At 69.5% G+C, this 25,196-nt stretch carries 19 protein-coding genes; 6 read left to right on the forward strand and 13 right to left on the reverse strand.

Annotation, left to right across the window (positions count from 1 at the left end; translation table 11 throughout):
• Positions 1 to 21: 21 nt before the first annotated feature.
• From CFP71_RS14390 to CFP71_RS14400, 3 genes are all read right to left on the reverse strand, one after another.
• Positions 22 to 2,139 carry a putative bifunctional diguanylate cyclase/phosphodiesterase gene (locus tag CFP71_RS14390; protein WP_093934352.1) on the reverse strand — a complete coding sequence of 706 codons (2,118 nt, stop codon included), beginning with the start codon at positions 2,137 to 2,139 and terminating at the stop codon, positions 22 to 24.
• Positions 2,140 to 2,244: 105 nt separating this feature from the next.
• Positions 2,245 to 3,294, reverse strand: coding sequence for an alpha/beta hydrolase (locus CFP71_RS14395; protein ID WP_093934353.1), 1,050 nt, complete (start codon positions 3,292 to 3,294; stop codon positions 2,245 to 2,247).
• 70 nt (positions 3,295 to 3,364) lie between these two features.
• On the reverse strand, positions 3,365 to 4,714 hold the full coding sequence (locus CFP71_RS14400; RefSeq protein ID WP_093934354.1) for a cytochrome P450: 1,350 nt from the start codon (positions 4,712 to 4,714) through the stop codon (positions 3,365 to 3,367).
• 171 nt (positions 4,715 to 4,885) lie between these two features.
• Between CFP71_RS14400 and CFP71_RS14405 the strand changes: the two genes are divergently transcribed.
• Positions 4,886 to 5,701, forward strand: coding sequence for an SAM-dependent methyltransferase (locus tag CFP71_RS14405; protein WP_093934355.1), 816 nt, complete (start codon positions 4,886 to 4,888; stop codon positions 5,699 to 5,701).
• Positions 5,702 to 5,909: 208 nt separating this feature from the next.
• Here CFP71_RS14405 and CFP71_RS14410 read toward each other — a convergent pair whose 3' ends face one another.
• The gene (locus tag CFP71_RS14410; RefSeq protein WP_093934396.1) at positions 5,910 to 6,395 is read right to left on the reverse strand and encodes a hypothetical protein; all 486 of its coding nucleotides are present in this window, start codon (positions 6,393 to 6,395) and stop codon (positions 5,910 to 5,912) included.
• A 122-nt stretch (positions 6,396 to 6,517) separates the two neighbouring features.
• Between CFP71_RS14410 and CFP71_RS14415 the strand changes: the two genes are divergently transcribed.
• The gene (locus tag CFP71_RS14415) at positions 6,518 to 9,217 is read left to right on the forward strand and encodes an AfsR/SARP family transcriptional regulator (RefSeq protein ID WP_093934356.1); all 2,700 of its coding nucleotides are present in this window, start codon (positions 6,518 to 6,520) and stop codon (positions 9,215 to 9,217) included.
• On the opposite strand, the gene CFP71_RS14420 is transcribed toward CFP71_RS14415, so the two are convergent.
• The 8 genes from CFP71_RS14420 to CFP71_RS14455 all read right to left on the reverse strand — a co-directional run bounded on the left by CFP71_RS14420 (position 9,210) and on the right by CFP71_RS14455 (position 20,140).
• The gene (locus tag CFP71_RS14420) at positions 9,210 to 10,007 is read right to left on the reverse strand and encodes an alpha/beta fold hydrolase (protein WP_167406122.1); all 798 of its coding nucleotides are present in this window, start codon (positions 10,005 to 10,007) and stop codon (positions 9,210 to 9,212) included. The two genes, CFP71_RS14415 and CFP71_RS14420, sit on opposite strands and share 8 nt — an antisense overlap.
• A 70-nt stretch (positions 10,008 to 10,077) precedes the next feature.
• The gene (locus CFP71_RS14425) at positions 10,078 to 11,226 is read right to left on the reverse strand and encodes an epoxide hydrolase family protein (protein WP_093934358.1); all 1,149 of its coding nucleotides are present in this window, start codon (positions 11,224 to 11,226) and stop codon (positions 10,078 to 10,080) included.
• 72 nt (positions 11,227 to 11,298) lie between these two features.
• Positions 11,299 to 13,644 (reverse strand): polysaccharide lyase 8 family protein, encoded by a 2,346-nt coding sequence (locus CFP71_RS14430; RefSeq protein WP_093934359.1) that lies wholly within the window; start codon positions 13,642 to 13,644, stop codon positions 11,299 to 11,301.
• A 110-nt stretch (positions 13,645 to 13,754) separates the two neighbouring features.
• Positions 13,755 to 15,212 carry an aldehyde dehydrogenase (NADP(+)) gene (locus CFP71_RS14435; protein ID WP_093934360.1) on the reverse strand — a complete coding sequence of 486 codons (1,458 nt, stop codon included), beginning with the start codon at positions 15,210 to 15,212 and terminating at the stop codon, positions 13,755 to 13,757.
• A 15-nt stretch (positions 15,213 to 15,227) separates the two neighbouring features.
• Positions 15,228 to 16,373, reverse strand: a complete 1,146-nt coding sequence (locus CFP71_RS14440) for a hypothetical protein (protein WP_093934361.1) — start codon at positions 16,371 to 16,373, stop codon at positions 15,228 to 15,230.
• Positions 16,374 to 16,377: 4 nt separating this feature from the next.
• Positions 16,378 to 17,634: a glucarate dehydratase family protein gene (locus CFP71_RS14445; RefSeq protein ID WP_093934362.1), complete on the reverse strand. Its 1,257-nt coding sequence runs from the start codon at positions 17,632 to 17,634 to the stop codon at positions 16,378 to 16,380.
• 2 nt (positions 17,635 to 17,636) lie between these two features.
• Positions 17,637 to 18,581, reverse strand: coding sequence for a 5-dehydro-4-deoxyglucarate dehydratase (locus CFP71_RS14450; RefSeq protein WP_093934363.1), 945 nt, complete (start codon positions 18,579 to 18,581; stop codon positions 17,637 to 17,639).
• A 47-nt stretch (positions 18,582 to 18,628) separates the two neighbouring features.
• Positions 18,629 to 20,140 carry a sodium:solute symporter family protein gene (locus CFP71_RS14455; RefSeq protein ID WP_093934364.1) on the reverse strand — a complete coding sequence of 504 codons (1,512 nt, stop codon included), beginning with the start codon at positions 20,138 to 20,140 and terminating at the stop codon, positions 18,629 to 18,631.
• Between the two features lie 154 nt (positions 20,141 to 20,294).
• Between CFP71_RS14455 and CFP71_RS14460 the strand changes: the two genes are divergently transcribed.
• Together CFP71_RS14460 and CFP71_RS14465 are read left to right on the forward strand one after the other, a co-directional pair.
• On the forward strand, positions 20,295 to 21,113 hold the full coding sequence (locus CFP71_RS14460; protein WP_093934365.1) for an IclR family transcriptional regulator: 819 nt from the start codon (positions 20,295 to 20,297) through the stop codon (positions 21,111 to 21,113).
• 36 nt (positions 21,114 to 21,149) lie between these two features.
• Positions 21,150 to 21,974 (forward strand): NAD-dependent epimerase/dehydratase family protein, encoded by an 825-nt coding sequence (locus CFP71_RS14465; protein ID WP_093934366.1) that lies wholly within the window; start codon positions 21,150 to 21,152, stop codon positions 21,972 to 21,974.
• On the opposite strand, the gene mptB is transcribed toward CFP71_RS14465, so the two are convergent.
• On the reverse strand, positions 21,959 to 23,389 hold the full coding sequence (mptB, locus tag CFP71_RS14470; RefSeq protein WP_093934367.1) for a polyprenol phosphomannose-dependent alpha 1,6 mannosyltransferase MptB: 1,431 nt from the start codon (positions 23,387 to 23,389) through the stop codon (positions 21,959 to 21,961). The two genes, CFP71_RS14465 and mptB, sit on opposite strands and share 16 nt — an antisense overlap.
• A 99-nt stretch (positions 23,390 to 23,488) precedes the next feature.
• Between mptB and CFP71_RS14475 the strand changes: the two genes are divergently transcribed.
• Positions 23,489 to 24,148 (forward strand): response regulator transcription factor, encoded by a 660-nt coding sequence (locus tag CFP71_RS14475; protein ID WP_093934368.1) that lies wholly within the window; start codon positions 23,489 to 23,491, stop codon positions 24,146 to 24,148.
• A 17-nt stretch (positions 24,149 to 24,165) separates the two neighbouring features.
• Entirely contained in the window at positions 24,166 to 25,194 is a 1,029-nt protein-coding gene (locus CFP71_RS14480; RefSeq protein ID WP_093934369.1) for a sensor histidine kinase, read from the forward strand.
• The last annotated feature ends 2 nt before the right edge of the window (positions 25,195 to 25,196 follow it).

Here is a 25,196-nt window from a genome sequence, read left to right on the forward strand (position 1 = left end):
CGCCTCGCTACGGCAAACGGCCTAACCGAAGTAGCGTCCGGCGCCGACGTGGGCACCGGCCGACCGCCACCAGCCCGCGTCGCCGGTCGAGTCGATCCCGTCCGCGATCACCGTCGCGCCCGCGATGTTCGCCGTCTCGATGAGATTCCGCAGCGCACGTCCCGCCAGGGGTTCCGTCCGCCGTTCCGCGAGCCGGGGAGCGATCCGGACCGTCCGCACGGGCACGTCCACGAGACAGACGACGTCACCGGCCACGCCGAAGTCCTGCAATTCGGCGTCGACCCCGATTTCGGCGAGGAGGTGCAGGTTGTCGACGGTCTCCCCGAGTTCGGCGAGCACGGCACCGGCGGGAAACCCCAGTCGCAGCCGTGACGGCCCGAGCCCGGTCGCGGCGAGCACGTTCCGCACCGACCCGACGAGGTCGGGGTCCGCGGCCTGATGCGGTGTCAGGCCCACGACCATCGGGAGCCTGTCGTCCGATTCCTCGCACGCCGTGCGGATGAGCCATTCGCCGAGCGGCACGATGAGACCGGTTTCGTCGGCGAAGCGGACGCAGGTGTCGTGACCGATCCGGCCGTGGCGCGGATGGTTCCACGCGAGCCGCGCCTCGATACCCGCCGGTTTGCCTTCCGCGAGCCACGTCAGCGGCCGGAAGTGAACCTCGATCTCGCCGGTCTCCCAGGCACCCGCCATGGAGACGGCGAGGCCGAACTCGTGCCGTTCCCTGGTGTCGAGGGCGGAATCGGACAGCGCCCACTGCCGGTAGCCGTTGCTCTGCGCCCGGCGCAGTGTCATGTCCGAGACGCGCAAAAGTTCGTTCGGCGCGATGTCGCGGGGCGGCCGGTGGACGACCCCGACGCAGGCCGAGACCGCGACCCCGCTGCCGCCTTCGAGGTAGACCGGTTCGGACAGTTCCTGGTTGATCATGCCGATGACGGTGGCGACGTCCGGGCTGGTGGCCGTGTTCTGGATGAGGATGCCGAACTCGTCCCCGCCGATCCTGGCGACGAGCGCCTCCTCGCCGCCCACGACGGCACGCAACTTCCCGGCGACGTTCTTCAGCAGGTTGTCACTGAGTTTCTGCCCGAGACCGCCCGCGATCAGGGAGAACCCGTCGAGGTCGAGGTGGTAGACCGTGACGCCGAAGGCCGGGTCCGCGTGCCGCAGCGCCCGCTCCAGGCGGGTACCGAAGAACTGCCGGTTCGGCAGGCCGGTCAGCGGATCGTGCAGGGCCTGACGGCTCAGCTGCCGCTGGAGCAGCGAGACGTCGGTGTCGCCGTCGACGAGGGTGATCAGCTGCTGGGCCTCGCCCGCCGGGTCGCGGATGACGGCGCCGGTGAACCCGGCCCACGTCGGCTCCTCGTCGTCGGCGGTGACGAGTCTTCGCGTCAGTTCGAGCCGATGGGTCTCGCCTTCGAGCAGCTTCCGGTAGCCCTCGCGCAGGCCGTCCGAGTCTTCCGGGTGGATCAGGTCGTAGAGGTTGAGCCCGGTCAGGTCGGCGACGGGCCGGTTCAGCATTTCGGCGAACGCCGGGTTCACCCGCTGGACCCGGCCGTCCACCCTGGTGACGGCCACCCCGGTCTTCGAGCCGGTGAACAGCTGCTCGAAACGCGCCTGCGTGAGCACCAGCTCGCGCCGCGTCTCGCGTTCGAGGGTGACCAGCGTGCGGCTCAGATCCTCTTGCTGGGTCTGGATGCTCTCGCGTAAGGCCTCGCCGTAGCCGGACGCGAGCGAGCCCAGCACCTGCAGCACCCGTTCGGGGAGCGATTTCACGCTCCGCAACTCCGGTTCGTGCAAGAGCCCCTTGCCGAGCACCTCCATCGTGCGACGCAGGCTGTCCGGCCCGACGCACCTGAGCGCGACGAGCCGCGCGCCGGCCTCGGCGGCCTGCGCGGGCTCGGAGTCGTCACTCAGCACCGCTGCGAACACCTCGTCCAGCAGAGCGGAGAAATGCTCTTCGATCTGGGCGTGGGTGTACGGAAGATACGCCGTGCCGGTGACCAGGTACGCCCATTTGCGAGCGAGCGTGGCCCTGGTCGGCGCGGCGTTCTTCCGCTTCGGCGATGCGGAGGACGAAGTTCTCTTCGGGGTGTCCGGCGATACGGAGAACTCATCGCCGTTCGGAAGTGGGGCAGTCACGTCCGCCGGTCCTGGGGTCGTTTTCGCATTCCGTGGTGGAGAAACATCCTCCACGATTCTCTGGCCGTACTCACGGTTTACTGGTCACCCAATCGGGTGGTAACCCTATGGTACTGCAACACCGACCTTTTCCCTCAGCCAATCGCGTGTGGCGTCCCGGTACAGCGACGCGTTGCGGTGCAGCGCCAACGAATGTCCGGCACCGGGCAGAACATACGTGGAAAGTTCGGCTTCGGGCGCGTAGTACGGCGCTTCCGCCGGACGCAGCGTCGCGCCGCTCGAACAGTCCCGGAGCGCGAACAAACCGCAGAACAGGATGTCTTTCTCCCCGATCGCCTGGAAAACCGGCACCCGGATCGCTTTCGTCGCGGGCAGTACGATCCCGAACACGGCGACGGTCCCCATTCCCGGGACCGAAACCTGATCCTTGGTCGCCTCGTCGGCGGCAATGACCCGCGGGTCGGAATTTTCCGCCGCGTAGAAGAGGCCGGCGCGCGCCCCCGGTTTCGTCGTGAAATAGAGCGGATCACTGCCGAGCGAACCGAGCTGGTCGTCCGCGAACGCGGGCTGCAGACCGAAGAGCACACCGAGGGTCAGGGCGGGTACCGACGGCAGATGCGTCATGCCGGAGAGGATCACGCCGTCCACGTCCTGGTACGTCGACGCCTCGGCGGCGACGATGCCCGAACCGACCGAATGCCCGACGATCACGACCTTGGCGAACGGGGTGCCGCCGACCCGTCCCGCGCGCAGATGCCCGACCACCTCGTGCATCGATCGCGCGAGCGCCGGCAGCAGGAGCGGAAGGCTCGGTGGCTTGCTGCTCCCGCCCGAACCGAGCTGATCCGCCGCGAAGGTCGCGTAGCCGTGTTTGGCCATGTCGCGCTGGTACGAGTAGCGATCCGGGTCGTAGGGCAGGTCCCAGTAAGCGCTGTTGTAGGTGCCGCCGTGCACCAGCAACTGGACGGCCGCGGGCGCCGGGCCGTCGGGCAGGCAGAACCGGCCGTGCACCGTCGCCGGTCCGCCGAGCGGGCCGGTGACCGGCAGATCCACGTCGGTACACCGGATCTCGACGGCCGCCGCCGGGGCGGCGACCAGGAAACCACCGAGGAGCGCGCAGCACGCGGCCACCGCGGTGGCCAGTTTGAGCGGCATTCTCACAGAACCCTCTCCGGAATCGGAACGCTCGAAAGGAGCATGAACCTTACATCGGGTAATCGGACGCTCACCGCCCGCCCGGCGTTCGCGGCACCACGGTCATCGGCAACCGGTTCGGCTGCATGGTCGCTTTGATCTTGGGAAAGACCTTCACCCCTGGTAGCGGCTCCAGCCGCCACCTCGCACCGATCGTCGCGGCGACCAACGCGATCTCCGTGGGCGCGAACTGGTGTCCCGGGCACAGCCGGGCGCCGGCGCCGAACGGGATGAAGGCGCCCTTCGGCACTTCGGCCGCGCGCTCCGGCTCCCAGCGATCCGGGTCGAACCGTTCGGGTTCGGGGAACCAGCGCGGATCGCGGTGCAGCGTGTGCTGACTGACCGCGACCTCGGTACCGGCGGGAATCCGCACCCCGCCGAGTTCGACGTCCTCCCGCGCGCGCCGCATCAGGATCACCGGCGGGGTCCGGCGGACGACCTCGTTGATGATCCGGTGCGTGTAGACCAGGCGCGGCAAGTGCTCGAACCGGGCGGGCCCGCCGTCCAGCACCTCGTCGACCTCGGCGTGGAACCTGCGCTCGATGTCCGGCCGCGCCCCGATCTCGTGGAAGAACCAGGCCAGCGCGACGGCGGTGGTCTCGGCGCCGGTGGTGAGGATCGTGATGACCTCGTCCTCCACCTGGCGGTCGGTCATCTTCTCGCCGGTCTCGTCGTCCTTGGCCAGCAACAACATCGACAGCAGGTCGCCCTGGTCGCCGCCCTTCTCGCGGGCTTTCAGGACCGCGTCGCCGATGACCCGCCTCAGGCGCGCGGCCGCGGCGTCGAACTCCCGGTTCGCCGGGATCGGCAGCCGCTCCACGAATTTCGGCGAGAACGCCCGGACCATGACGTACTTCAGCATGATCGGAATGGACCGCTGGATTTCGGCGAGCGCTTCGTCGCCGAGTTCGGTGGAGAACAGCGTGCGCCCCGAGATGGTGAGCGCGAGATCCTGCATCCGCCGGTCGAATTCGACCACCTCGCCCGGCTTCCACGAGTCGGCAAGGTCTACAGCGAGCTTCGTCATCGTCGTCTCGGCGTAGAGCGCGATGCGGCTCCGCTGGAAGGCGGGCAGCATCATCCGCCGTTGCCGCTGGTTGAAGGCGCCGTTGGAAGTGGCGAGCCCGTCGCCGAACAACGGCCGCATCTTGTCGAACACGATGCCTTTGTCGAACTTCCCCCCGTCGACGGCGAGCAGCCGCCAAGCCAGTTCCGGGGTGGTGACGAGGTAGACCGGCATCGGGCCGAAGTCGAGACGGACGACGTCGCCGTGCGAGGGCAGGGACGACAGCAGTTTCAGCGGGTCGCGCAGCATCGGCACGGTGTGCCCGAGCAGCGGCCATCGGCCCGGTGCGACAGCGACGTCCGGAGGTGGTGCCATCGTGCTCGTCTCCCGGTGCCTGGACGCTGAACCCGGTCACCTTAGGACCGCCGGGCCGCGGACGGGGTTCCGCCGCCGCACATCCACACGATCGGACGATGGCAGCCGGTTCCCCGGCGCCGGATAGACTCCTGTGCCCCAACGGATCCCAACCGAACGGCGGCGACGACGGTGACTTCGAACCTGAGCTGGGTGCCCCCCGAGGTCGACACGACCGTGCCGAATCCCGCGCGGGTCTACGACTACTGGCTCAACGGCGACCACAACTTCCAGGCCGACCGCGACCTCGGCGAACAGATCCTGAAGATCATGCCGGGGATCCGCGACGCGGCCCGGCTCAACCGCGCCTTCCTGCGGCGTGCCGCGCTGCACATGGTGGAGGCGGGGGTGCGGCAGTTCCTCGACATCGGCTCCGGGATCCCGACCGTCGGGAACCTCCACGAGATCGTCCAGCAGCTCGACCCGACGTGCCGGGTGGTCTACGTCGATCGCGAATCGGTCGCCGTGGCGCACGCCAAACTGCTGCTGCGCGGCAACGACCGGTGCGCGGCGATCCAGGCCGACCTCCGTGACGCCAACGACATCCTCGACGCGCCCGAAACCAGGGAGCTGCTCGATCTCGACCAGCCGATCGGGCTGTTCATGTTGCTGCTGCTGCATTTCGTGCCGGACTCCTGGGATCCGCACGCGATCCTGGCCCGGTACCGGGAACGCATCGCCCCCGGCAGTTTCCTCGCCATCTCGCACGTCGCCGCCGACGCGGACTCGAGCGGACTCGACGAAGCCATCGAGGCGTACAAGAGCACCCAGAACGACCCCATCCCCCGGACCCACGACCAGGTGCTTTCGTTCTTCGAGGGCTTCGACGTCGTCGAGCCCGGCGTCGTCGGCTGCGCGATGTGGAACCCCCAGGGAGCCGGCGACATGTCCAACGACCCGGAGATCAACGCGCTGCCGTACGCGGGGGTGGGCCGGAAGCCCTCGTGAGGCCGAACTCGCGTGATCGGGCACGGATCTCACGTGCTTGAAGGCGGATCATGCGTGTTTGGAGGCGGATCTCGCGTGCTCAGAAGCCGCACACACGAGTTCCGCCTCCAAACACGTGAGTTACGGCTTCAAGCACGCGAGTTACGGCCTCGAGCACGTGAGTTACGCGTCCGAGCACGCGGGCCGGACCCTGCCGGGCACAGGCGACTCAGGGCAGCACGTCGGTCACGGTGTCCTTGATGACCTGCCACTTGCCGTGCTCGCGTACCAGCGTCAGGCTGATCGTGTAGTGCCTGTCGATGTTCTGCGACGGCGCCTTGTAGTAGGCGTCGAGGATCGCGAAGCCCATCTTGCAGTCCTCGACGACGGTGTGGGTCACCGTCCACGGCATGCTCCACTCGTACGGAAGCTTGAACTGCACGTCGACCACCGGCTCGACGTTGGCCTCGTAGCCGATGAACAGGTTGCCCTTGCGCCCGACGGTCACCATGTTCTTGTGGATGATCGCCCGGTAGCGGGCCTCGTCGCGTTTGTTGTAGCTGTCCATGTCCTCCCAGACGGCGCGGTCGAACGCGCGCTGACAGGCCTGCCGCTCGTTTTCGGCCTGCTGGTCACTGGCCGAAGCGGCCGGTACGCCGATGCCCGCCGCCGCCACGACCAGACCGGCCAACGCCGCGTAATACCGCTTGCGCATGGGGTTCTCCTCATCCTGTCCGTTTTCTTCCACCGGCAGGTTCGCCGGACGGCGCATCACAGCTGCATCACTTCCGCACCGGCGCGAGCGCGGGGCCGGTTAACCTCGCGGGAGGGGGTGCGATGGAGTTCCGGATTCTGGGGCCGGTGCAGTGCCGCACTGGCGCGCGGCCGCTGAAGCTGGCGGGATCGCGGCAGGAACGCATCCTGGCGGCGCTGCTGCTCGGCGCCGATCACATCGTCTCGGTCTCGCGGCTGGTGGACGTCGTCTGGGACGACGACCCGCCCGCCACGGCCGTCCGCCAGATCCGCAACCTCACCACCGCCCTGAAGCGCTCCCTGGTCGCCGAGGGAGCCGACGACGACGTCCTGACCGCCGAGGGGCCCGGTTTCGTCCTGCGCCCGGGTACTTTCGACCTGCGCTCGTTCGAGGAGCACGTTTCGCGTGGCGAGTTCCGTGAGGCGCTCGGGTGCTGGCACGGACCCGCACTGTCCGGTGTGGACAGTACGGCTTTGCGCGGCAAGGCGGACGAACTCGACGAGCGCCGCCTGTCCATTGTGGAACGTTGCCTCGACGAAGAGATCGGCACCGGAGAGGATCGTGTCGCGGAACTGACGGCCCTGGTCGCCGAGCACCCGTTCCGCGAGGCGTTCACCGGACTGCTCATGCGCGCGCTGCACCAGCAGGGCAGACAGGCCGACGCGCTGAACGTCTACCGGCGGGCGCAGGCGCGGCTGGTGGAAGAACTCGGGATCGATCCCGGCCCGAAGCTGCGCGAACTCTACGAGCGGATCCTTCGCGACGAGCCGGAATACGGCAAGGCGCGCTGCTTTCTCCCCTACGACGTCCCGGATTTCACCGGCCGGGAGGACGAGATCCGCCGTCTCCTCGACGCCGTCAGGCTGGGGCGCCCGGTGGCCGTCGACGGAATGGCCGGGGTCGGCAAGACCTCGCTCGCCGTCCACGCCGCGCACCGGCTCGCCGCCGACTTCCCCGACGGGCAGCTGTTCGTGGATCTGCACGGCCACTCCCCGGGCCGCGAACCCCTCTCCCCCGAAGCCGCGCTCGAAGCCCTGCTCGGGCAACTCGACATCCCGGCGAGCAGGCTTCCAGGCGGCGTCGACCGGCGAGCCGAACTGTGGCGGACCAGAACGGCGGGCCGGTCGCTGCTCGTGGTGCTCGACAACGCCGCGAGCGCGGAACAGCTGCGGCCGCTCCTGCCCGGTTCGGCCACGGTCGCCCTCGTCGTCACCGGCAGGCGACGGCTGGCCGCCGTCGACGGTGCCGCGTCGCTCAGTCTCGAAGTCCTGCCGGACGAACAGGCGAGCGCGCTGTTCGCGGCGGCGTCCGGCCGCCCGGATTCGGGAGTGGCCGCGCTGTGCGGGAATCTTCCGCTGGCGATCCGGATCGCGGCCGCCCGCTTGCAGAATCGTCCACAGTGGACCGTGCGGACGCTCGCCGAGCGCCTGGGTTCCGAACACGACAGGCTGGCCGAGCTGAAGGTCGCCGGACGCGACGTCGCCGCGGCGTTCGCACTGTCCTATCGGGAGCTCGACGCCGCGCAACAGCGCATGTTCCGTTTACTGGGGCGGAATCCCGGCGCCGACATCGGCGTACCCGCGGCGGCCGCGCTGGCCGGTACCGGCGAACCCGAGGCCGAGCGCCTGCTGGAGGACCTGCTCGACGCCCACTTGCTCAGGCAGCCCGCGCTGGGCCGGTACTCGTTCCACGACCTGATCGCCGAGCACGCCCGCGACGCCGCGAGTGACGAGGAATCGGCTCCGGCGGTGAGCAGGCTGCTCGACCACTACCGCGAAGGCGGCGATTCAGGCTGGTACGAAACGGAACGGGCCAACCTGATCGCGGTCACCCGCCACGCCCTCGGCTCCGGTCACGACGGCCACGCCTGGCGGATCGCCGTGGACACCGCGGAACACCTCCGGGAGAGCGGGCATCTCGACGAACTGCTCGCCGTCGCGCGCACCGGCATCACCGCCGCCCGCCGGATCGGCGACCCGCACGCGATCCAGCTGAGCCTGGCAAGCCTCACCCTGGCGTTCTGGGAGAACGGTCGGCTCACCGAAGGAATGGACTGCGCCCTGGAGCGTTTGGACGTCGTCCGTGCCGCCGGCGACCGCGCGGCCGAGGCGATCGCCCTGTCCAGGGCAGGCGCCCTGCACAGCATGCTCGGCCGCTACCCCGAGGCGATCCGGTTCTATCGCGACGGGCTCGCCGTCGAAGAGGAGTCCGCCGCCGCCGCGCTCTGGACCAATCTCAGCAACGCGCAGGAGGTCCTCGGCAGGCTGGACGACGCGCTGGTCTCCGCTCGGAGAGCGGTGGAGCTGCGCGAGGAACCTCGCGGCACGATCCTGAGTTCGGCCCAGCTCGGCCTCGTCCTCGCGAGGCTCGGCCGGTTCGACGAAGCGTTCGACGTCATCGAACGCTCGACCACCGCCTCACAGGATCTCGGCTATCCGTTCGGCGAGGCGTGGAGCCGGATCGACCACGCCGACTCCCTGCTTCTCGCCCACCGCCACGGCGAGGCGCGGGAGCAGGCCGAACGCGCGTGCGAGATCCTCACCCGGCTCAATCATCCGCTGCTGCTGGCGATGGCGGCCAACAGCCTGGGCACCGCCTGCCTCGCGCTCGGCGAGACGGCGGCGGGGCTCCGGCGGCATCGCCTCGCACTCGAAACGGCGAGGCGGATCGGCTACCGGCTGCAAGAAGCCCGCGCACTGGCCGGATTGGGACGAACCCGAGCCGCGCGGGACCTCTACACGGCGATGGGCCTGCCCGCCGAATCCCTGAAGGTCGTCACCTGAGGAACTCGGTGAGCGGCCCGCGCAGGGCGTCCGGCTGATGGAGGGCGCCGTGGTCCTGACCCTCGACCGTGACATACCGGGCGCCGGGGATCGTGTCCGCGACCGCGCGGGCGCCCGCGCGCATCCAGGCGTCACTCTCCCCGCCGTCCAGCACCAGCGTGGGCACGGAGATCTTGGCCAGCCTGTCGGCGGGCAGCACATTGCCGGGGCCGCACAGGGCGAGGTCGTAGGGCAGCGTGTGGGCGAGCCCGGCGAACCAGGCCCAGAACGCGTCTTCCCGCATCCCCTTGACGACCTCGGCCGGGGTGCCCGTCCCCTCGACCAGGAAGAGTTCCGCCGCGCCGTCGCGGTCGCCGTCGGCGATCAGTGCCCGGACGCGATCGAAGAGGTCAGCCGCGGGCCGGGTACGGCTGTCGTCGACGACGAACGGCGGCTCGTACACGGCCAGGCTGGTCATGACGACACCTCGGGCGGCCGCCTCCAGCGCCAGCACGGCACCCGACGAGTGCCCGAAGACCGCCGCCGAGCCACCGGCGTGGTCGATCAGCGCGGCGAGATCCTCGACCTCGCGTTCCACCGAATAGACAGCGCCCGCGCCGCTGTCGCCGCGGCCTCGCCGGTCGTAGGCGAACGCGGTGAAGTCCGGGGACAGCGTCGCGGCGAGACCGGCGACGGTCGTCCGGTCGTTGAACGCGCCGCCGACCAGGATCACCGGCGTGCCCTCGCCGGTCCGGTCGAAGGCGATCGGGGTGCCGTCGGCCGAGGTCACGGTCTCGAACGAGGTGGTCATCAGGTCCTCCACAGGGTCGCTTCGACTTTAGCTTCGTCCCCGGGTCGGAGCCGATGACCACCGCTCGACATCACTTCCGGAGATTCCCGAAGAATTCCCGGAGTTCGGTCACGACGTCGTCCGGGACGGCCATCGCCACCATGTGGCTCGGGCTCTCGTGATCGGCCCAGCGCACGATGTCGTTCTTGCGCGAGGCGATCTTCCGCAGGGCGGACGGCCCGCCGTGCGACACCCCGGTCGGCACCAGCTTCTGGTCGATCGGCATCGCGGCCGCGCCCTCGTAGTACGGCCACAGCGAAGTGGCGCCGGTCCCGGTCAGCCAGTACAGCGTGGCGTTGGTCAGCAGCAGGTCACGGTCGATCGGCTCGGCAGGCGCGGCGCCTTCGGGCCAGCCGTCGAACTCCTTGAACCGTTCGACCAGGTACGCCAGCTGCGCGACCGGCGAATCGAGGAAACCGAAGCTCAGCGTCTGCGGCCTGTTCGTCAGGTACGGCGCGTAGCCGCTACCACCGGCGAAGCGCTCCATCAGCCCCGCCAGTTCGGCCTGGTCCTGTTCGGTGAGCCCCTCGAAATCGGCCGGATCGCCCATCGGGACACCGAGTCCGGACGTGATGTGCGAGCCGATGACGTGCTCGGGCGCGTGCACCGCCAGGCAGGGCGTCACCAGCGCGCCGGCGTCGTTCCCGTGCGCGCCATAGCGTTCGTAGCCGAGCCGGCTCATCAGCTCCGCCCAGGTCCGCGCCACCCGCGCGATGTCCCACGGCCGCTCGTCGGCCGGTTCGGGGAACAGCGAGAAGCCGAAGCCGGGCAAGGAGGGCGCGACGACGTGGAAGGCACGCGACGGGTCGAGGCCGTGTGCCCGCGGGTCGGTGAGCGGGCCGAGGACGTTCAGGAATTCGGCGATCGAGTTCGGCCAGCTGTGCGTCATGATCAGGGGTATCGCGTCCGGCTCCGGCGACCGGACGTGCAGGAAGTGCACGCGCTGGCCGTCGATCTCCGTGACGTACTGCGAGAACTCGTTGAGCTGCTTCTCCCACGCGCGCCAGTCGTAGCCGTCTCGCCAGTACTCGGCCAGGTCCTTGAGGTAGGAGACCGGTACACCCCGGCTCCATTCGGCACCGGGCAGCGCCGACGGCCAGCGGGTGCGGGCCAGCCGGTCGGCCAGGTCGTCCAGCTCGGACTGCGGGATGTCGATGCGGAACTGCTCGATGTCGGTCATGAAACGACCGTAGGGACCATTCAGGCCAGATCCTGACCTAAATGGCCCGCTACCGACCATGCATTTAGTCCTCTAAATGCGGACGATCTGGGTCGCGCCGAAGGTGTCCTTCACCGGCACCTCGACGGTCTTCCGCCGCACCGTCACGCGCAGGACGTCCTGCCGCTGCGTCGGGTCCGAAACGGCCAGCTGCCAGCCGTTCCCCTTCCGTCCCAGCGCCACCGACGCGGGTCCGGACACCGACACCTCGTCGACCGAACCGGCGGCGAAGAAGTTCGCGAGCAACGTCGCGTCCCACAGCCGGACGGCCTGCACGGTCACGGTGTTGGACCGCACGCGCCACGACCAGGCCGAGGCGATCGTCTCCAGCACCGACGCGGTGGGCAGCACGGCGTAGGCGTAGCTCGCGCCCGAAGGGGCGGCCCCGTGCTCGATCACCAGCTTTTGATAGCGCCGGGTGTAGGGCACCGTGGTGCCCTTGGTGTTGGCGCCCTTGTCGACGTCGCGCCAGGTCCCCGTCCGGTCCTCGCGCAGCGCGGTCACCTCCGCGTCGTCGAGCAGGACGTAGCCGCCGACCTTCTCCAGATGCAGCCATCGCTTGCGCCGCAGGGACTCCGACCCGCCGACGAGGTGGCCGTCGGCGAGCAGGGCGCCCGAGCCGTTCTCGCCGAGGTTGCGGTTCTCGATGGTGGTCCGGATCCGTTCGCCGGAGGAATCGGTGATCCCGGCGCCGAGGCACACCACACCGGACGCCGTGAAGAACCACGACTTCTTCGCGGTCAGCGTGCCGTCTTGCGAGACGAAGTCGAGTGCGTGCGCGCCGTGCCGCGCGTCCCAGCGGACACCGCCGCAGTGATCCTTGCCGGTCAACGGGACCGACTCCAGTTTGGGAGGCGGTCCGCTCTTGGTGGTCGTGCCCGGCAGCAGCCGCGGATCGACGGTCGGCCAGTAGGCGTCGGTGAAATGTCCTTTGGCCTTGGGCAGGAACAGGTACAGCGCGCCGTCGCCGACGTACCAGCCGTGCAGGTTCATCGAGTTGATCGACTCGTACCGCGAGATCCGCGTCGAGGCGACGCCGAGCGAGGCCGACCAGCCCTCGGTGACGTGCACCATCCGGTCCTGCTGGCCGAACACCCGGTGCGCCGCGACCGTCCGCGCCGGACGGATCCCGGTCGCCAGCAACTCCTGCGCGAACTCGATGCCGGGGATTCCGACGAGGTCAGGGCCAGGCGCGAACCGCTCGGGGTCCGGGATCTTCAGGTACGGCGCGAAGGTGTCCTCGGTGATCCACTTCGCGGCGAGCCCGCCGAGTTCCTTCTCGCGTTCCCCGCTCGCCGACCGCGCCAGCAGCACGACCGCCCCGGTGAGCTGGTGTCCGATGTCGTGCGCGGATTCCCCTTGCCGGGAAAGGAACCGGCCGCGGACCGACTCCATCAGCGCGCCCGCGTGGACGAACGGCGCGAACGTGTCGGAGACCAGTGCGTACGCCGCGTCGCGGACGTCGGCGGGCAGTTCGAACTCCGTGCCCTTGGTGACGTGGATGGCTGAAGCGAGGGCGGTGAGCAGGATGATCCCGTAGTGCCCGGGATACGGCACCGAATCGTGCTGGAGGAAGGAGCCGTCGGTGTGGAAGCCGTCACCGCCGGCGCGGTGGAGCTTGGCGATGACGCTCGCCGCTCCCCCGCCCTCGACGTCGGTGAACGCTGCGACGCCGCGTTTGATCCGTTCGGCGTCACCGAGCATCGCGCCGGAGACGATGGAGATCGTCGACTTGTCCGCGCGGTTGGCGCCGGTCTCGACGACGCTCGGGTTGTTCGTGCGGAGGTTCGGGTTCCCGGAGAACTTCAGCACCGGCTTGAGGTACTTGGCGAGTTCGTCCCGGGTCAGCTCGTCGGCGACGGTCGCGAGGATGTGCAGCAGGTAGAGCGGGACGCCGATCTCGTAGGTGTACCAGTTGCCGATCTCGGCGGTCTTCTCGCTGTACTGATCGCTGGTGTACAGCAGTTCCAGCGCGCCCTTGATCCGGGTGAGCACGCCCGCGTCGCCCGCCAGCGTGCCGCCCGGGGTGCCCCAGTTGACCGCGATCGCGCGGAGCCGGGCGTACATCGACGTCGTGAAGTCGCTGCCCGGGCCGAGCGGGAGGTCCTTCCACAGTGGACCGTCGCCCACCGTCATGCTGTCGTGGTAGGACTTCGCGACCCGATCCAGGTTCGCCAGCGCGGCGGCGCGCTCCGCCGACGGCCGGTCGATCCCGGTCTGGAGTTCGCGGTAGCCGGTGACGATCGAGGACATGCCGCCCGTCCTCGACGCTTGGGCTGACGAAGGGCTGGCGAGAGCGGTCGTGAGCGCCACCGAAGCAGCCGCCGCCGCGCCTCCCCGCAGCGCCGTTCTCCTGTCGACGTAACCGAATCCGGGCATGGCGGAGCCTCCCAAGAGGGGTCGAAAGACGGTAACCAGGGCGGCGGCGGGTGGTGGGGCCTCGTGAGTGGTAAGGACGGTTAGAACCGTCCTTACCACTCACGAGCTTTCTAGCGTTTCCCGTCGGTCCTGCGCGGCAGGCCCCACGGGTTGTTCTCCTGCAACGGTTCCGGCAGCAGCGCGTCGGGGAAGCCCTGCCAGGCGATCGGTCGCAGGAACCGCTCGATCGCGGCGGTGCCGACCGAGGTGCTGGTCGGCGCGGTGGTCGCCGGGTAGGGACCACCGTGTTCCTGTGCCCAGGTGACCGTGACGCCGGTCGGCCAGTCGTTCCACAGCAGACGACCGGCGACGCGGGTCAGCGACGGGAGGACCGGGCGGATCCAGTCCACATCGGACTCTTCGCCCTGGATGGTCGCGGTGAGCCCGGGTTCCATCACGCCGAGCAGGCTGATCAGCTCGGCCTGGTCGGTGTAGGTGACGATCAGCGACGCCGGGCCGAAACACTCCTCGCGGACCGTGTCGCCGTCGGCGAGGAAGTCCTTGGCGGTGGTGGCGAGCAGGGTCGCGCCGTGCGAGATCCCTTCCGTGCCAACGGATTCCGACAGCACCTCGACACCGTCGACCTCGCTCAGTTTCGCCAGTCCGTCGGCGAAACCGGCCGCGATGCGTTCGTTGAGCATCGGCTGTGCCGGGATCGCCGCGACGGCCTCGCGCAGCGTGTCCTCCAGGCCGTGGCCCTCGGGCAGGAAAAGCAGCCCCGGTTTGGTGCAGAACTGCCCGGCGCCGAGGGTGAACGAACCCGCGTACGCCTTCGCGATCGCCTCACCACGCGCGTCGATCGCAGACTGGGTGACGACGACGGGGTTGACGCTGCCGAGCTCGCCGTAGAACGGGATCGGCGACGGCCGCGAGGTGGCGATGTCGAAGAGCGCCCGCCCGCCCGGCACCGAACCGGTGAACGACGCCGCCTGGATCCGCGGGTCCTTCAGCGCGGTGACGCCGTTCTGCTGGCCGTAGACGACCGCGAAGATCCCTTCCGGCGCACCGGCCTTGACCAGTGCCTCGCGCAGGACCTCACCGGTGCGGGCGGACAGCTCCGGGTGACCCGAGTGCGCCTTGAGCACGACGGGGCAACCGGCGGCCAGCGCCGACGCGGTGTCCCCGCCCGCGACGCTGAACGCGAACGGGAAGTTGCTGGCGGCGAACACCAGCACCGGTCCGATCGGGGCGAGCAGCCGGCGGATGTCCGGACGCGGTCCCATCGGCCACGCGGCGTCCGCGTGGTCGACGGTGGCGCCGAGGAACGAGCCGTCGGCCAGCACCTCGCCGAAGAGGCGCAGCTGGAACGTCGTGCGCTTCAGCTCGCCCTGCAACCGCGGGGCGGCCGGGAGATGCGTCTCCTGGTTGGCCAGCGCGATCAGCTCGTCGGCGGCCGCGTCGAGGGCGTCCGCCGCGGCGTTCAGCCAGGCGGCGCGCTGGGCTGGGGTCGCGGCCGCCGTCGTGCCTGCCGCATCGGCGGCGGCCGCGAGGATCTGTTCGAGCGTGGCGGGATCCGTTGCCTGGCTCATGATTTCGTGATTCTCCTAGAGTTCTTGCGCGGCGCTGACGGCGGCGATGAGGTCCGCCCAGCGCCCCGGGCCGGCGAGGCCGAGGTGGTACAGGTGCAGTTCGGTGGCGCCCGCCTTGCCGAGTTCGAGGGTGTAGGCCTCGATGTCGGGAACCGGGCTCGCGGCCACCGCGGTGATGTAGCTGCCGACGGCGACCTTCTCCGGCAGCTTCGCCCGCGCCGTCGCGACGGCACCCACGCTGGGGTGACCGGGTGCCCAGTTCTGCAGCACCACCGCGTCGACGTCGGCCGGGGCCGACGGCGTCAGCCCCGGCAGCGCGCCGGTGACCCACGGGTCCATCGCGCCGTGCAGCACGATCCGGGGCCCGGACGGGATCTTCGCGAGCACCTCGCGCCGGAGCGCGTCGGTCGCGTTCTGGCGGGTGTCGAGCAGGACCTGCCGCAGGGTGGGCAGGATCTTGTCCTCGGTCGCGCGGAGGTCGCCGCTGTCGATCAGCCGCCGGACCTCGGCCCGCAGCTTGCCCAGCGCCTTCGCCGGGTCCTGACCGGCCGCGGCCCACGCGTCGAGACAGGCGTCGCAGCAGCAGATCGACAGCAGCCGCGCCACCGCGGGCGACCAGACGCCGTCGGTCTTCTCGTGCTGGTGCTGGTGAACGGCGCCGAGCGGACCGCAGGCTTCGAGGACGACCGTGGCGAAATCGAGCCCGGCGAGGCTCTCCGCCGTCACGTTCGCCGCGTACTCGCGCACCGCGGGCTGGCCGGGGCACAGCGCCCACGGGTACCGCTCGCCGAAGCAGTTCCGCACGGTGTAGTCCGGGAACCGGATGCCCAGCTGCGAATTGTGGGTCAGCACGATCCACGCCGCGGCCGGGATCCCCGCCTCGTTCAGCGCCCGGACGGCGTCGCCCGCGCTGTCGCGGCTTTCGACCCAGTCCGGCTCGGCGGGCTTCAGCTCGCCCCAGGCCTCGTCGCGCACCGGCCGGTACAGCGCCGCGTGGCGCGCGACGACCGAAGTGCGCTCCGGCGACCAGGGCGTCGCCGCGCGGGCGCTGTGGTACGAAACGGCGACGGCGACCTCGTCGACACCGAGTTCCCGTACGCGCTCGACGAACCCGGGATCGTCGACGACGTCCCAGGGATAGGCGTATCCGGTGACCTTCACCCCGTCACCACCGTGCTGTGTTCGGTTCGAAGTTTCCGACGAACTTCCGCATATAGGTCACGTCATCCCGTTTGGTCTGTCCACTGCGGACATAGTCTTCATGGGCCCGCGCCAGCGCGTCGGGGTCGAGCTCGACCCCCAGCCCCGGCTTGTCGGGCACCGCGACCGCACCGTCGACGAACTCCAGCGCACCCGGGGCGATGACGTCGGCCGTCTTCCACGGCCAGTGGGTGTCGCAGGCGTAGGTCAGGTGCGGCGTCGCCGCGGCCACGTGCACCATAGCGGCCAGACTGATCCCGAGATGACTGTTCGAATGCATGGAAAGGCCCACGTCGAAGCATTCCGCCGTGATGGAAAGGGCCTGGGTGTCCCGCAGACCACCCCAGTAATGATGGTCCGAAAGTATTACCCCGACCGCCCGCTGCCGGAAGGCGGGCTCGATGTCCGCGAAGCGCACGACGCACATGTTCGTGGCCAGCGGCATGTTCGCCTTCTCCGCGACCCGCGCCATGCCCTCGATACCCGGCGTCGGGTCTTCGAGGTACTCCAGGACACCGTCGAGCTCCTCGGCGACCCGGATCCCGGTTTCGACGGTCCAGGCCGCGTTCGGGTCGATGCGGAGCGGGTGGTCCGGGAACGCCTCGGCGAGCGCGCGGATCCCGGCCATCTCCTGATCGGGGTCGAACGCACCGCCCTTGAGCTTGATGGAGCGGAAGCCGTACTCGTCGACCATCCGCCGTGCCTCGCCGACGAGCGCCTCCGGCGTGGTCACCTCGCCCCACGAGTCCTCCTCGGCGCCGAGGTGGGCGCCGAACTTGTAGAACAGGTAGGCGGAGAAGTCGACGGCGTCGCGCGCCTTGCCGCCGAGCAGGTCCACCACCGGCCTGCCGAGGTAGTGGCCCTGCGCGTCGAGCGCGGCCACCTCGAACAGCGAGTACACGCTGGCCACGGTCTTGCTGACGGAGAAGCCGCCGGTGAGACCGTGCGCGTCGGCGAAGACGACCTCGCCCAGCGTCGTGGCGACCTTCCGGCGAAGGCCGGGCAGGTCGAACACGTCGTGCCCCTTGAGTTCCGGCAGCACCTTCCGGACCTGCTCCAGGAACGCGAGGTCACCGTAGGACTCGCCGAGGCCGACCACTCCGTCCTCGCAGATCAGCTGGACGACACCGCGCAGCGCGAAGGGCTCGTGCACCCCCATCGCGTTGAGCAGCGGCGGGTCGGCGAAGGCGACCGGGGTCAGGACGACGTCGAGAACCTTCATCTTCAGGCACCGGCCTCGACGGACTTGAGGACGGCGAATCCGTCGTCGACGATCTTCTCCAGGCGGGCGACCTGGTCGGCGGTCGGCTCGACCAGCGGCGGCCGGACCGAGCCGACCTTGTCCCCGCGCAGCCGCGCGGCCGCCTTGACCAGCGACACGGCGAAGCCCTGTCCCTCGTCCCGCAGCGCCACGAGCGGCAGGTAGAACCCGGCGAGCAGTGCCTCCATGACGGCGTCGTCCTTCTCCGCGAGCGCGCGGTGGAAGCGGGCCGCGATCTCGGGGGCGAAGCAGTGCACGGCCGAGGAGTAGCGCGCCACGCCGACAGCGGCGTAGGCACGAGCGGAGACCTCGGCCGTGGGAAGACCGTTGAAGAACAGGAAGTCCCGGGCGCGGTCGGTGTCGACCGAGCGGATCGAGGTGATGATCCGGCTCATCAGCTCGACGTCGCCGAATCCGTCCTTGAGACCGACCACCGTCGGGATGCCGAGAAGCTCGACGGCGGAGTCCGGGGTGAAAACGCCGGTGGAACGGTGGTACACGATCACCGGGATCGAGGAATCCCCGACGGCGTACCGGACGTGGTCGACCAGCCCGGACGGCGGGCCGGTCACCAGGTACGGCGGCAGGAGGAGGACGCCGTCCGCGCCGCCCGCCTCCGCCGCCGCGATCCCGGCACGGGCCGTCGCGGCACCGCCGCCGGCCCCGACCCACACCGGCACCCGTCCGGCGACGACCTCACGAGCCTTGCGCAGGATCGCTGCGTGCTCGTCCGGGGACAGCGAGCTGAATTCGCCCGTACCGCAGGCGACGAACAGCGCGCCGGCCCCGGCGGCCACGTGGCTCTCGACGGTTTCCGCGAACGCGTCGAGGTTGAGTTCCAGCCCCTCGGTGAAGGGGGTCAGAGGGAACGCCAGCAGGCCGTCGAGTTCGATCTTGGTGGGTGCCATGGATTTCTCTTTCGTTCTTATCGGTTGATCCCGGGTTCGGGTCCCGGTCAGGCGGGCACGGTGGTGCCGTCCTGCGACTTGCGGGGGGTGAGGTCGTCGTCGCGGTCGATGGTGTCGATGATCTCGTCGGTGGAGGCCTTGCGCTCCGGCATGAGGTAGCCGAGCCCGATGAACAGCGCCAGTGAGACCAGGATCGGGGTGGACACGGTGACCGCGAGGGTGGCGTTGTAGCCGTAGTAGGCGATCGCGTAGGCGACGAGACCGCCCGCCCACGAGATCAGCGCGGCGCGGGAGCCCGAGCGGCGGAACGCCGGGAGCATGCCGAGCAGTAGCGGTACCGAGATCGGGCCCATCAGCGCCGCGACCCACAGCACCACGATACCGAGCACACCGCCGAGTTTCTCGGCCTGCGTGGCCACCGCCATGGTCAGCACGACGAAGATCACCGTCGAGACCCGGGCGGCGAGCAGCCCCTGCGATTCGGTGAAGTCACGGGCCTTCTTCCACAGCACCGGCATCATGTCGCGGGTGATGACCGCGGAGATCGCGTTGGCGTCGGAGGACACCATCGCCATGGTGTGCGAGAAGATCCCGGCCAGCACCAGCCCGACCAGCCCCGGCGGGAGGAACGTCGTGGTCATGATCGCGTAGGCGTTGTTGGGGTTGGAGATGTTCGGGATCAGCAGCGGGGCGGCGAACATCGGGAACATCATCACCAGCGGCCACACCAGGTACAGGATCGAGGAGAGCCGCGCGCCGCGACGGGCTTCGTAGGTGTTCGGCGCGGCCATGTAGCGCTGCGCCAGGTTCCACATACCGCCGTTGTACTCCAGCGTCTTCACCAGCACGTAGACGAGCAAAACCACGGTGGTGAACTTCGACGTGGTCGGGTTGAGGTGGGCGGGCGGGAGGTCCCCCCACACGGTCCACAGGCCGGAGACGCCGCCGAGCTTGTCCAGCACGACCCACAGCATCACGATCGCCGCGATGGCCTGGATGACGAACTGGCCGAAGTCGGTGAGCGCGTCGGCCCAGAGACCGCCGACGGTGCAGTAGATCAGCGTGATCGAGCCGGTGATGATGATGCCCCAGGTGTAGGGCACGCCCGCGAAGACGTTGAGGATCGTCGCGACCGCGAACCACTTCGCCGCGATGTCGAAGATCTTCAGGAGGCTGCCACTCCAGGCCAGCGCCTGCTGGGTGGGCACGTTGAAGCGCTTCGCCAGGTATTCGAGCGGCGAGGCGACGCCGAGCTTCGAGCGCAGGCGGTTCCACCGCGAGGCGAACAGCCAGCTGCCGATGCCGACGCCGATACCGATGCTGGCCATTCCCCAGAAGTAGACGGTGATGCCGTCCGTGTAGGCGACACCCGCGTACGCGACGAAGAGGACCGCGCTGTAGCCGGACATGTGGTGGGAGATCCCGGCCAGCCACCACGGCATCTTCCCGCCGGCGGTGAAGAAGTCGCTGACCGTGTTGACCCGGCTGTGCGACCACAGCCCGATCACCACCATCAGCACGAAATACGCGGACACCATGATCCAGTCCAGCAAATGCACCGCTGACTCCTTTCCGCGTTCACGAAGGTCCAGCCCGACCTGTTCACATCCATGAACGGAGTCTGTTATAGTGATTATGTTCATCCATAAGAACGCTGTTCGGGACGCTAATATGGCCAGGGTCACAAGTCAACGGCCGGTTGGAGGAGTGCGGATGCCACAGCAGGAAGCCCCCGCTGTCACGGTGGAGAACGGCGTCTCCGCCGCTCCCGAACCCGCCGGGGTCAAATCCGCCCGGCGGGCGATCGATCTCATCGAGACCTTCGCCGCGAACGACGTGTGGCTCTCCCTGTCGGATCTCCACGCGCGGACCGGTTTCCCCAGGTCGAGCCTGCACGGCCTGCTCCGCACACTGCTCGAAGCGGGCTGGCTGGAAGTCGACACCAACACCGCCCGCTACCGGCTCGGCGTCCGCGCGCTGATCTGCGGCACGGCGTACCTGGACCGCGACCCGGTCGTCCCGTACGCGACCGAGGCGCTGGAGCGGATCCGGGAGAAGACCGGCTTCACCGCGCACTTCGCACGCCGCGAGGGCACCGACGTCGTCTACCTGGAGACACGCGAGTCACGGCACTCGACGCATCTGGTGTCCCGCGTCGGCCGCACGCTGCCCACCCACGCGACCGCGCTGGGGAAGGCCTTGCTCGCCGAACTGACGCACGACGAGATCGACGGGCTCCTGACCGGAGAGCTGTCGGCGCTGACCCCGAACACCATCACCTCGGCCGAGGCGCTGCACGCCGAATGCGCGAAGACCCGCGAACGCGGCTATGCGGCGGAAATCGAGGAAGGCAGCCTCGGCGTCCGGTGCGTCGCGGCCGTGATCCCGTACCGCATCCCCGGCACGGACGCGATCAGCTGCTCCATGCCGGTCACCGAAGTCGCCGACGCCGACGCCCAGCGCGTCGGCGAGCTCCTCGCCGAAATCACCGCGGAGCTCGGCCAGCAACTGCGCCGCGCCGGCATCCGCTGATCGTCTCGCACTTTCCTTAACTGACAAGGGGTTCACATGGCAGACCAGCGCGTCCTGATCACCGGCTCGGCGGGCATCGTCGGCACCCTGATGCGGTCGAGGCTGCGCCGTTCCGGCCGGGTGCTGCGGCTGCTCGACCTCGCCGCGCAGCCCGAGGCCGCGGGCGGCGAGGACGTCGAGCTGATCACCGCGTCGGTGACCGACCCGGAGGCGATGGCGAAAGCGTGCGCGGGTGTCGACGCGGTGATCCACCTCGGCGGGCACAGCCGCGAGAACTCGTGGGAAGCCACGCTCGACGTCAACATCAACGGCACCCACACCGTCCTCGAAGCCGCGCGGGCGGCCGGCGTGCCGCGCGTGATCCTGGCCTCCAGCAACCACTCCGTCGGTTTCCGCCGCAACGACGAAGCGGGCGAGAACGGTCTCCCCGCCGACTCCACGCCCAGGCCCGACACCTACTACGGCGTCAGCAAGGCGGCCATCGAAGCGCTCGGCAGCCTGTACCACTCGCGGTTCGGCATGGACGTGATCGTCATCCGGATCGGCTCGTGCTTCGAAAGCCCGATCGTCCTCGGCCCGCGCGGACTGACGACCTGGCTCTCCCCCGACGACGGCGCCCGCCTGTTCGAAGCCTGCCTGAGCTACCCCTCCCCCGGCTACCGGCTGATCTGGGGCGTCTCCGACAACACGCGCCGGATCTACTCGCTCGCCGAAGCCGAGGAGCTGGGCTACAAGTCGCTCGACAACGCGGAAACCTACGCCGACCAGCTGGCGGACCAGCCCGCTCCGACCGGGGTCGCGGCGGAGTACGTCGGCGGGCCGTTCTGCACCGCGCCGCTGGGAGCTCACAACCCGCTCTGACGAGCTTCCGGTGCCCCGAATGTGGCATTGGGGACATTGAGTGTCCCCAATGCCACATTCGGGGCGCCAGCCGGCGGAGAAGGAGTGACCCGCGCGGTCAGCACACCGACACCCGCGGAGACCACCAGCAGCACCCCGAATCCCCATGGCGGCAGCAGCGTCGCCCCGTCGGGGTGGGTGCTCACCACGAGCCAAGTCGAGGCGGCGGCCGCGACAGCCACGCACCAGCCCGGCCACGCGGCCGCCGCCCCGAGCGCCAACGGCCAGGTGAAGTACCAGGGGAACGCCACCGGCGTCAGCAGCGCCGCCGCCAGCAACGCCACCGCCGCACCGCGGACCGCCGCACCGCCACCCGCCCGCGAACGCCACCACAGCCACGTCACCAGAACGGCGAGGACGGCCCAGCCCGCGATCCGGCACACCGCGACGGCGTCCGCGAAACCGGGCAGCGCCACCCGCACGATCTTCCCGAGTGCGGTCGGGATCGACAGCCAGGGTTCCAGCCACGAATTCCCGCTCAGCGCACGGATCCAGCCGAGGTCGACCCCGGCGACGACAGTACAGAGACCGAACGTACAGACCACAATGGACACTGCCGTCACGAAGGCGCGGAAGAAGCCACGCCCACCTGACCGCCGTGCCCACACCCACACCAGGAACGGCAACGCCACGGCCGCGGGGATCTTCACCGCGGCGGCCAGTGTGACCAAGGCGAACCCGGTCCCGGGCGCCCGGGTGAGCACGAGCGCCGTACCGGCCGCGAGCAGTCCGACCATAAGCAAATCGTTGTGCCCGCCGGAAACCACGCAGAGCACCATCAGCGGATTCGCCACCGTCAGCCACAGCGCTCGTTCCGGCCGGGCACCGAGAAACCGGCACAGGACGGGCAACGCGGCACAGAGCAACGCCAGACCGGCGACCATCGCCAGTCGGGTCAAGAAAGCGCTGAGCACCAGGTTCTCACCGGTGACGGCGAGCACGCTCTTCACGATCAGGATGTGCAACGGCCCGTACGGCGAAGAGATGAACGACCAGCCGCCCGCGGCGTTGCCGGTGATCGGACCGGGAACGTCGGCGGGAACGTGCGTGTACGGGTCGAGGCCGGCGTGCGCCACCGCGCCCTGCGCGAGATAGGTGTACAGATCGGTGCTGAACAATGGTGGCGCGCACAGCAGCGGGACGCACCACAGCCAGGCCGCCCGCACGACCTCGCGTGCGCTCGCCGACCGTCCTAACCGGACCCAAGCAGCCAGCATCAGGACGAGGCCGAGGTACAGCACAGCGGTGGCGAGCATCCGGCCGTTCCCGGACAGCGCGGGACCGTTCCGCAGTGTCGCCCCTGCCCCGAACGCGCCGAGCGAGACCAAAACGGACCCGCCCAGTCCCACGGCCGCGCTCTTTCCGATGAAGATCATGCGACAGGTCTAGGCGGCGGGTGCTCCAGGGCCGTTAAGATCGACTTTTATCGGCTCTTTATCCGTCCGGCGTTCTACTGGGCACGTGGGGAATGGTTGATGCGGGTACTCGTGGCCGAAGACGAGCGGATGCTGGCGGACTCCATCACCGAAGGCCTGCGGCACCTCGGGATGGCGGTGGACGTCTGCTACGACGGCGACGCGGCACTCGAACGCGTCGTGGTCAACCGGTACGACGTCGTGCTGCTCGATCGCGACCTCCCGCTGGTGCACGGCGACGAGGTCTGCCGGAGGATCGCCGAAGGTGACGGCGAAACCCGTGTCCTGATGCTCACGGCCGCGGCGGGAATCCGGGATCGCGTCGACGGGCTCGGCCTCGGGGCGGACGACTACCTCACCAAGCCGTTCGCCTTCGCCGAACTCGTCGCCCGGGTGCACGCGCTGGCCAGGAGAGCCCGTCCGGCGCTGCCGCCGGTGCTCGACCGGGCCGGGGTGGAACTGGACCCGGCGAAACGGTTCGCGTCACGGGACGGGCGGCCGTTGCCGTTGTCTCCCAAGGAGTTCGCCGTCCTGGAAGTGTTGTTGCGGGCCGAAGGACGGGCCGTCAGCGCGGAAGAGCTACTGGAGAAGGCATGGGACGAGCACGCCGACCCGTTCACGAACACGGTCCGGGTCACGGTGATGACGTTGCGGAAGAAACTCGGGGCACCGCGGGTGATCCACACCGTGCCCGGCGCGGGCTATCGGCTGGGTACCTGAGGCGGTCGCGGGCGTCGGTGCGCGGCCGGATCGAGCTGGTCCTCCTCGGCGCGTTCATCGCTCTCCTGCTGCTGCTCTACCCGCTCGCCAAGTCGGCGGGCATGGTGTTCGGGACCTTCGTGGACCGCGACTTCTGCCCGCGGGGCACCGGCTGCGCCGACACAGCGGGCGGGCTCTGGTGGGCTTTGCCGCTCATCGCGACGGCCGTGCTCGTGATCTTGATCAGGCGCCCGGTGGCGTCGTGGGTGGTACGGCCGTTGCCCGATCTCACCGCGACCATCGAGCAGCTGGGGCCGCAGAACCTCGGTCAGCGCATGCGGCTCGAACAGACCGACGGCGAAATGCGGGAGCTGGCCGTCGCGGTGAACAGCATGCTCGACCGGGTCGCGGTCGGTTTCGAGGGGCAGCGCCGGTTCGCGGCGAACGCGTCGCACGAGCTGCGTACGCCGCTCGCGGTGCAGCGGACGCTCGCCGAAGTCGCGATGGTCACCGGTGGCGGCGAAGAGGTCCATCGGCTGGCGGCCCAGCTGCTCGTGGTCAACGACCGCAACGAGCGGCTGATCGAGGGGCTGCTCGTGCTGGCGGAGGCCGACCGGGGACTGCCCGGCACGATCCCGGTGCGCCTGGACGAACTGGTGGATTCGGTGCTCGCGAAGTTCGGCGAGCGGCTGGCCGAGCACGAACTCACCGTGCGCCGGGAAATCGCCGAGCGGACCGTGCCCGGCGACCCGCTCCTGTTGGAACGGCTGATCGCCAACCTGGTCCACAACGCGATCAAGTACAACCAGCCGCACGGCTGGATCGAACTGATCGTCGGCGACGAACCCGCGCTGAGCGTGCGCAACTCCGGCGAGCGCGTGCCCGCCGAATCGGTCGACACGCTGTTCCAGCCGTTCCGCCGCCTCACCGCCGATCGCACGAACCACCGCGACGGAGCCGGACTCGGACTGTCCATCGTGCGCTCGATCGCTCTCGCGCACCACGGCCGGGTATCCGCCGTACCCGGTGAGGACGGCGGTCTGCGGGTCGACGTGTCCCTGCCCTGATC

The sequence above is a fragment of the Amycolatopsis thailandensis genome (assembly GCF_002234405.1).
GTDB classification, from domain to species: Bacteria; Actinomycetota; Actinomycetes; order Mycobacteriales; family Pseudonocardiaceae; genus Amycolatopsis; species Amycolatopsis thailandensis.

Excerpts from the sequence above, each read along its gene's own strand:
- CFP71_RS14395 (WP_093934353.1), bottom strand. The coding sequence starts at position 3,294 with ATGCCGCTCAAACTGGCCACCGCGGTGGCCGCGTGCTGCGCGCTCCTC.
- CFP71_RS14400 (WP_093934354.1), bottom strand. The coding sequence starts at position 4,714 with ATGGCACCACCTCCGGACGTCGCTGTCGCACCGGGCCGATGGCCGCTG.
- CFP71_RS14410 (WP_093934396.1), bottom strand. The coding sequence starts at position 6,395 with ATGCGCAAGCGGTATTACGCGGCGTTGGCCGGTCTGGTCGTGGCGGCG.
- CFP71_RS14415 (WP_093934356.1), top strand. The coding sequence starts at position 6,518 with ATGGAGTTCCGGATTCTGGGGCCGGTGCAGTGCCGCACTGGCGCGCGG.
- CFP71_RS14420 (WP_167406122.1), bottom strand. The coding sequence starts at position 10,007 with ATGACCACCTCGTTCGAGACCGTGACCTCGGCCGACGGCACCCCGATC.
- CFP71_RS14425 (WP_093934358.1), bottom strand. The coding sequence starts at position 11,226 with ATGACCGACATCGAGCAGTTCCGCATCGACATCCCGCAGTCCGAGCTG.
- CFP71_RS14430 (WP_093934359.1), bottom strand. The coding sequence starts at position 13,644 with ATGCCCGGATTCGGTTACGTCGACAGGAGAACGGCGCTGCGGGGAGGC.
- CFP71_RS14435 (WP_093934360.1), bottom strand. The coding sequence starts at position 15,212 with ATGAGCCAGGCAACGGATCCCGCCACGCTCGAACAGATCCTCGCGGCC.
- CFP71_RS14445 (WP_093934362.1), bottom strand. The coding sequence starts at position 17,634 with ATGAAGGTTCTCGACGTCGTCCTGACCCCGGTCGCCTTCGCCGACCCG.
- CFP71_RS14450 (WP_093934363.1), bottom strand. The coding sequence starts at position 18,581 with ATGGCACCCACCAAGATCGAACTCGACGGCCTGCTGGCGTTCCCTCTG.
- CFP71_RS14460 (WP_093934365.1), top strand. The coding sequence starts at position 20,295 with ATGCCACAGCAGGAAGCCCCCGCTGTCACGGTGGAGAACGGCGTCTCC.
- CFP71_RS14465 (WP_093934366.1), top strand. The coding sequence starts at position 21,150 with ATGGCAGACCAGCGCGTCCTGATCACCGGCTCGGCGGGCATCGTCGGC.
- mptB (WP_093934367.1), bottom strand. The coding sequence starts at position 23,389 with ATGATCTTCATCGGAAAGAGCGCGGCCGTGGGACTGGGCGGGTCCGTT.
- CFP71_RS14475 (WP_093934368.1), top strand. The coding sequence starts at position 23,489 with ATGCGGGTACTCGTGGCCGAAGACGAGCGGATGCTGGCGGACTCCATC.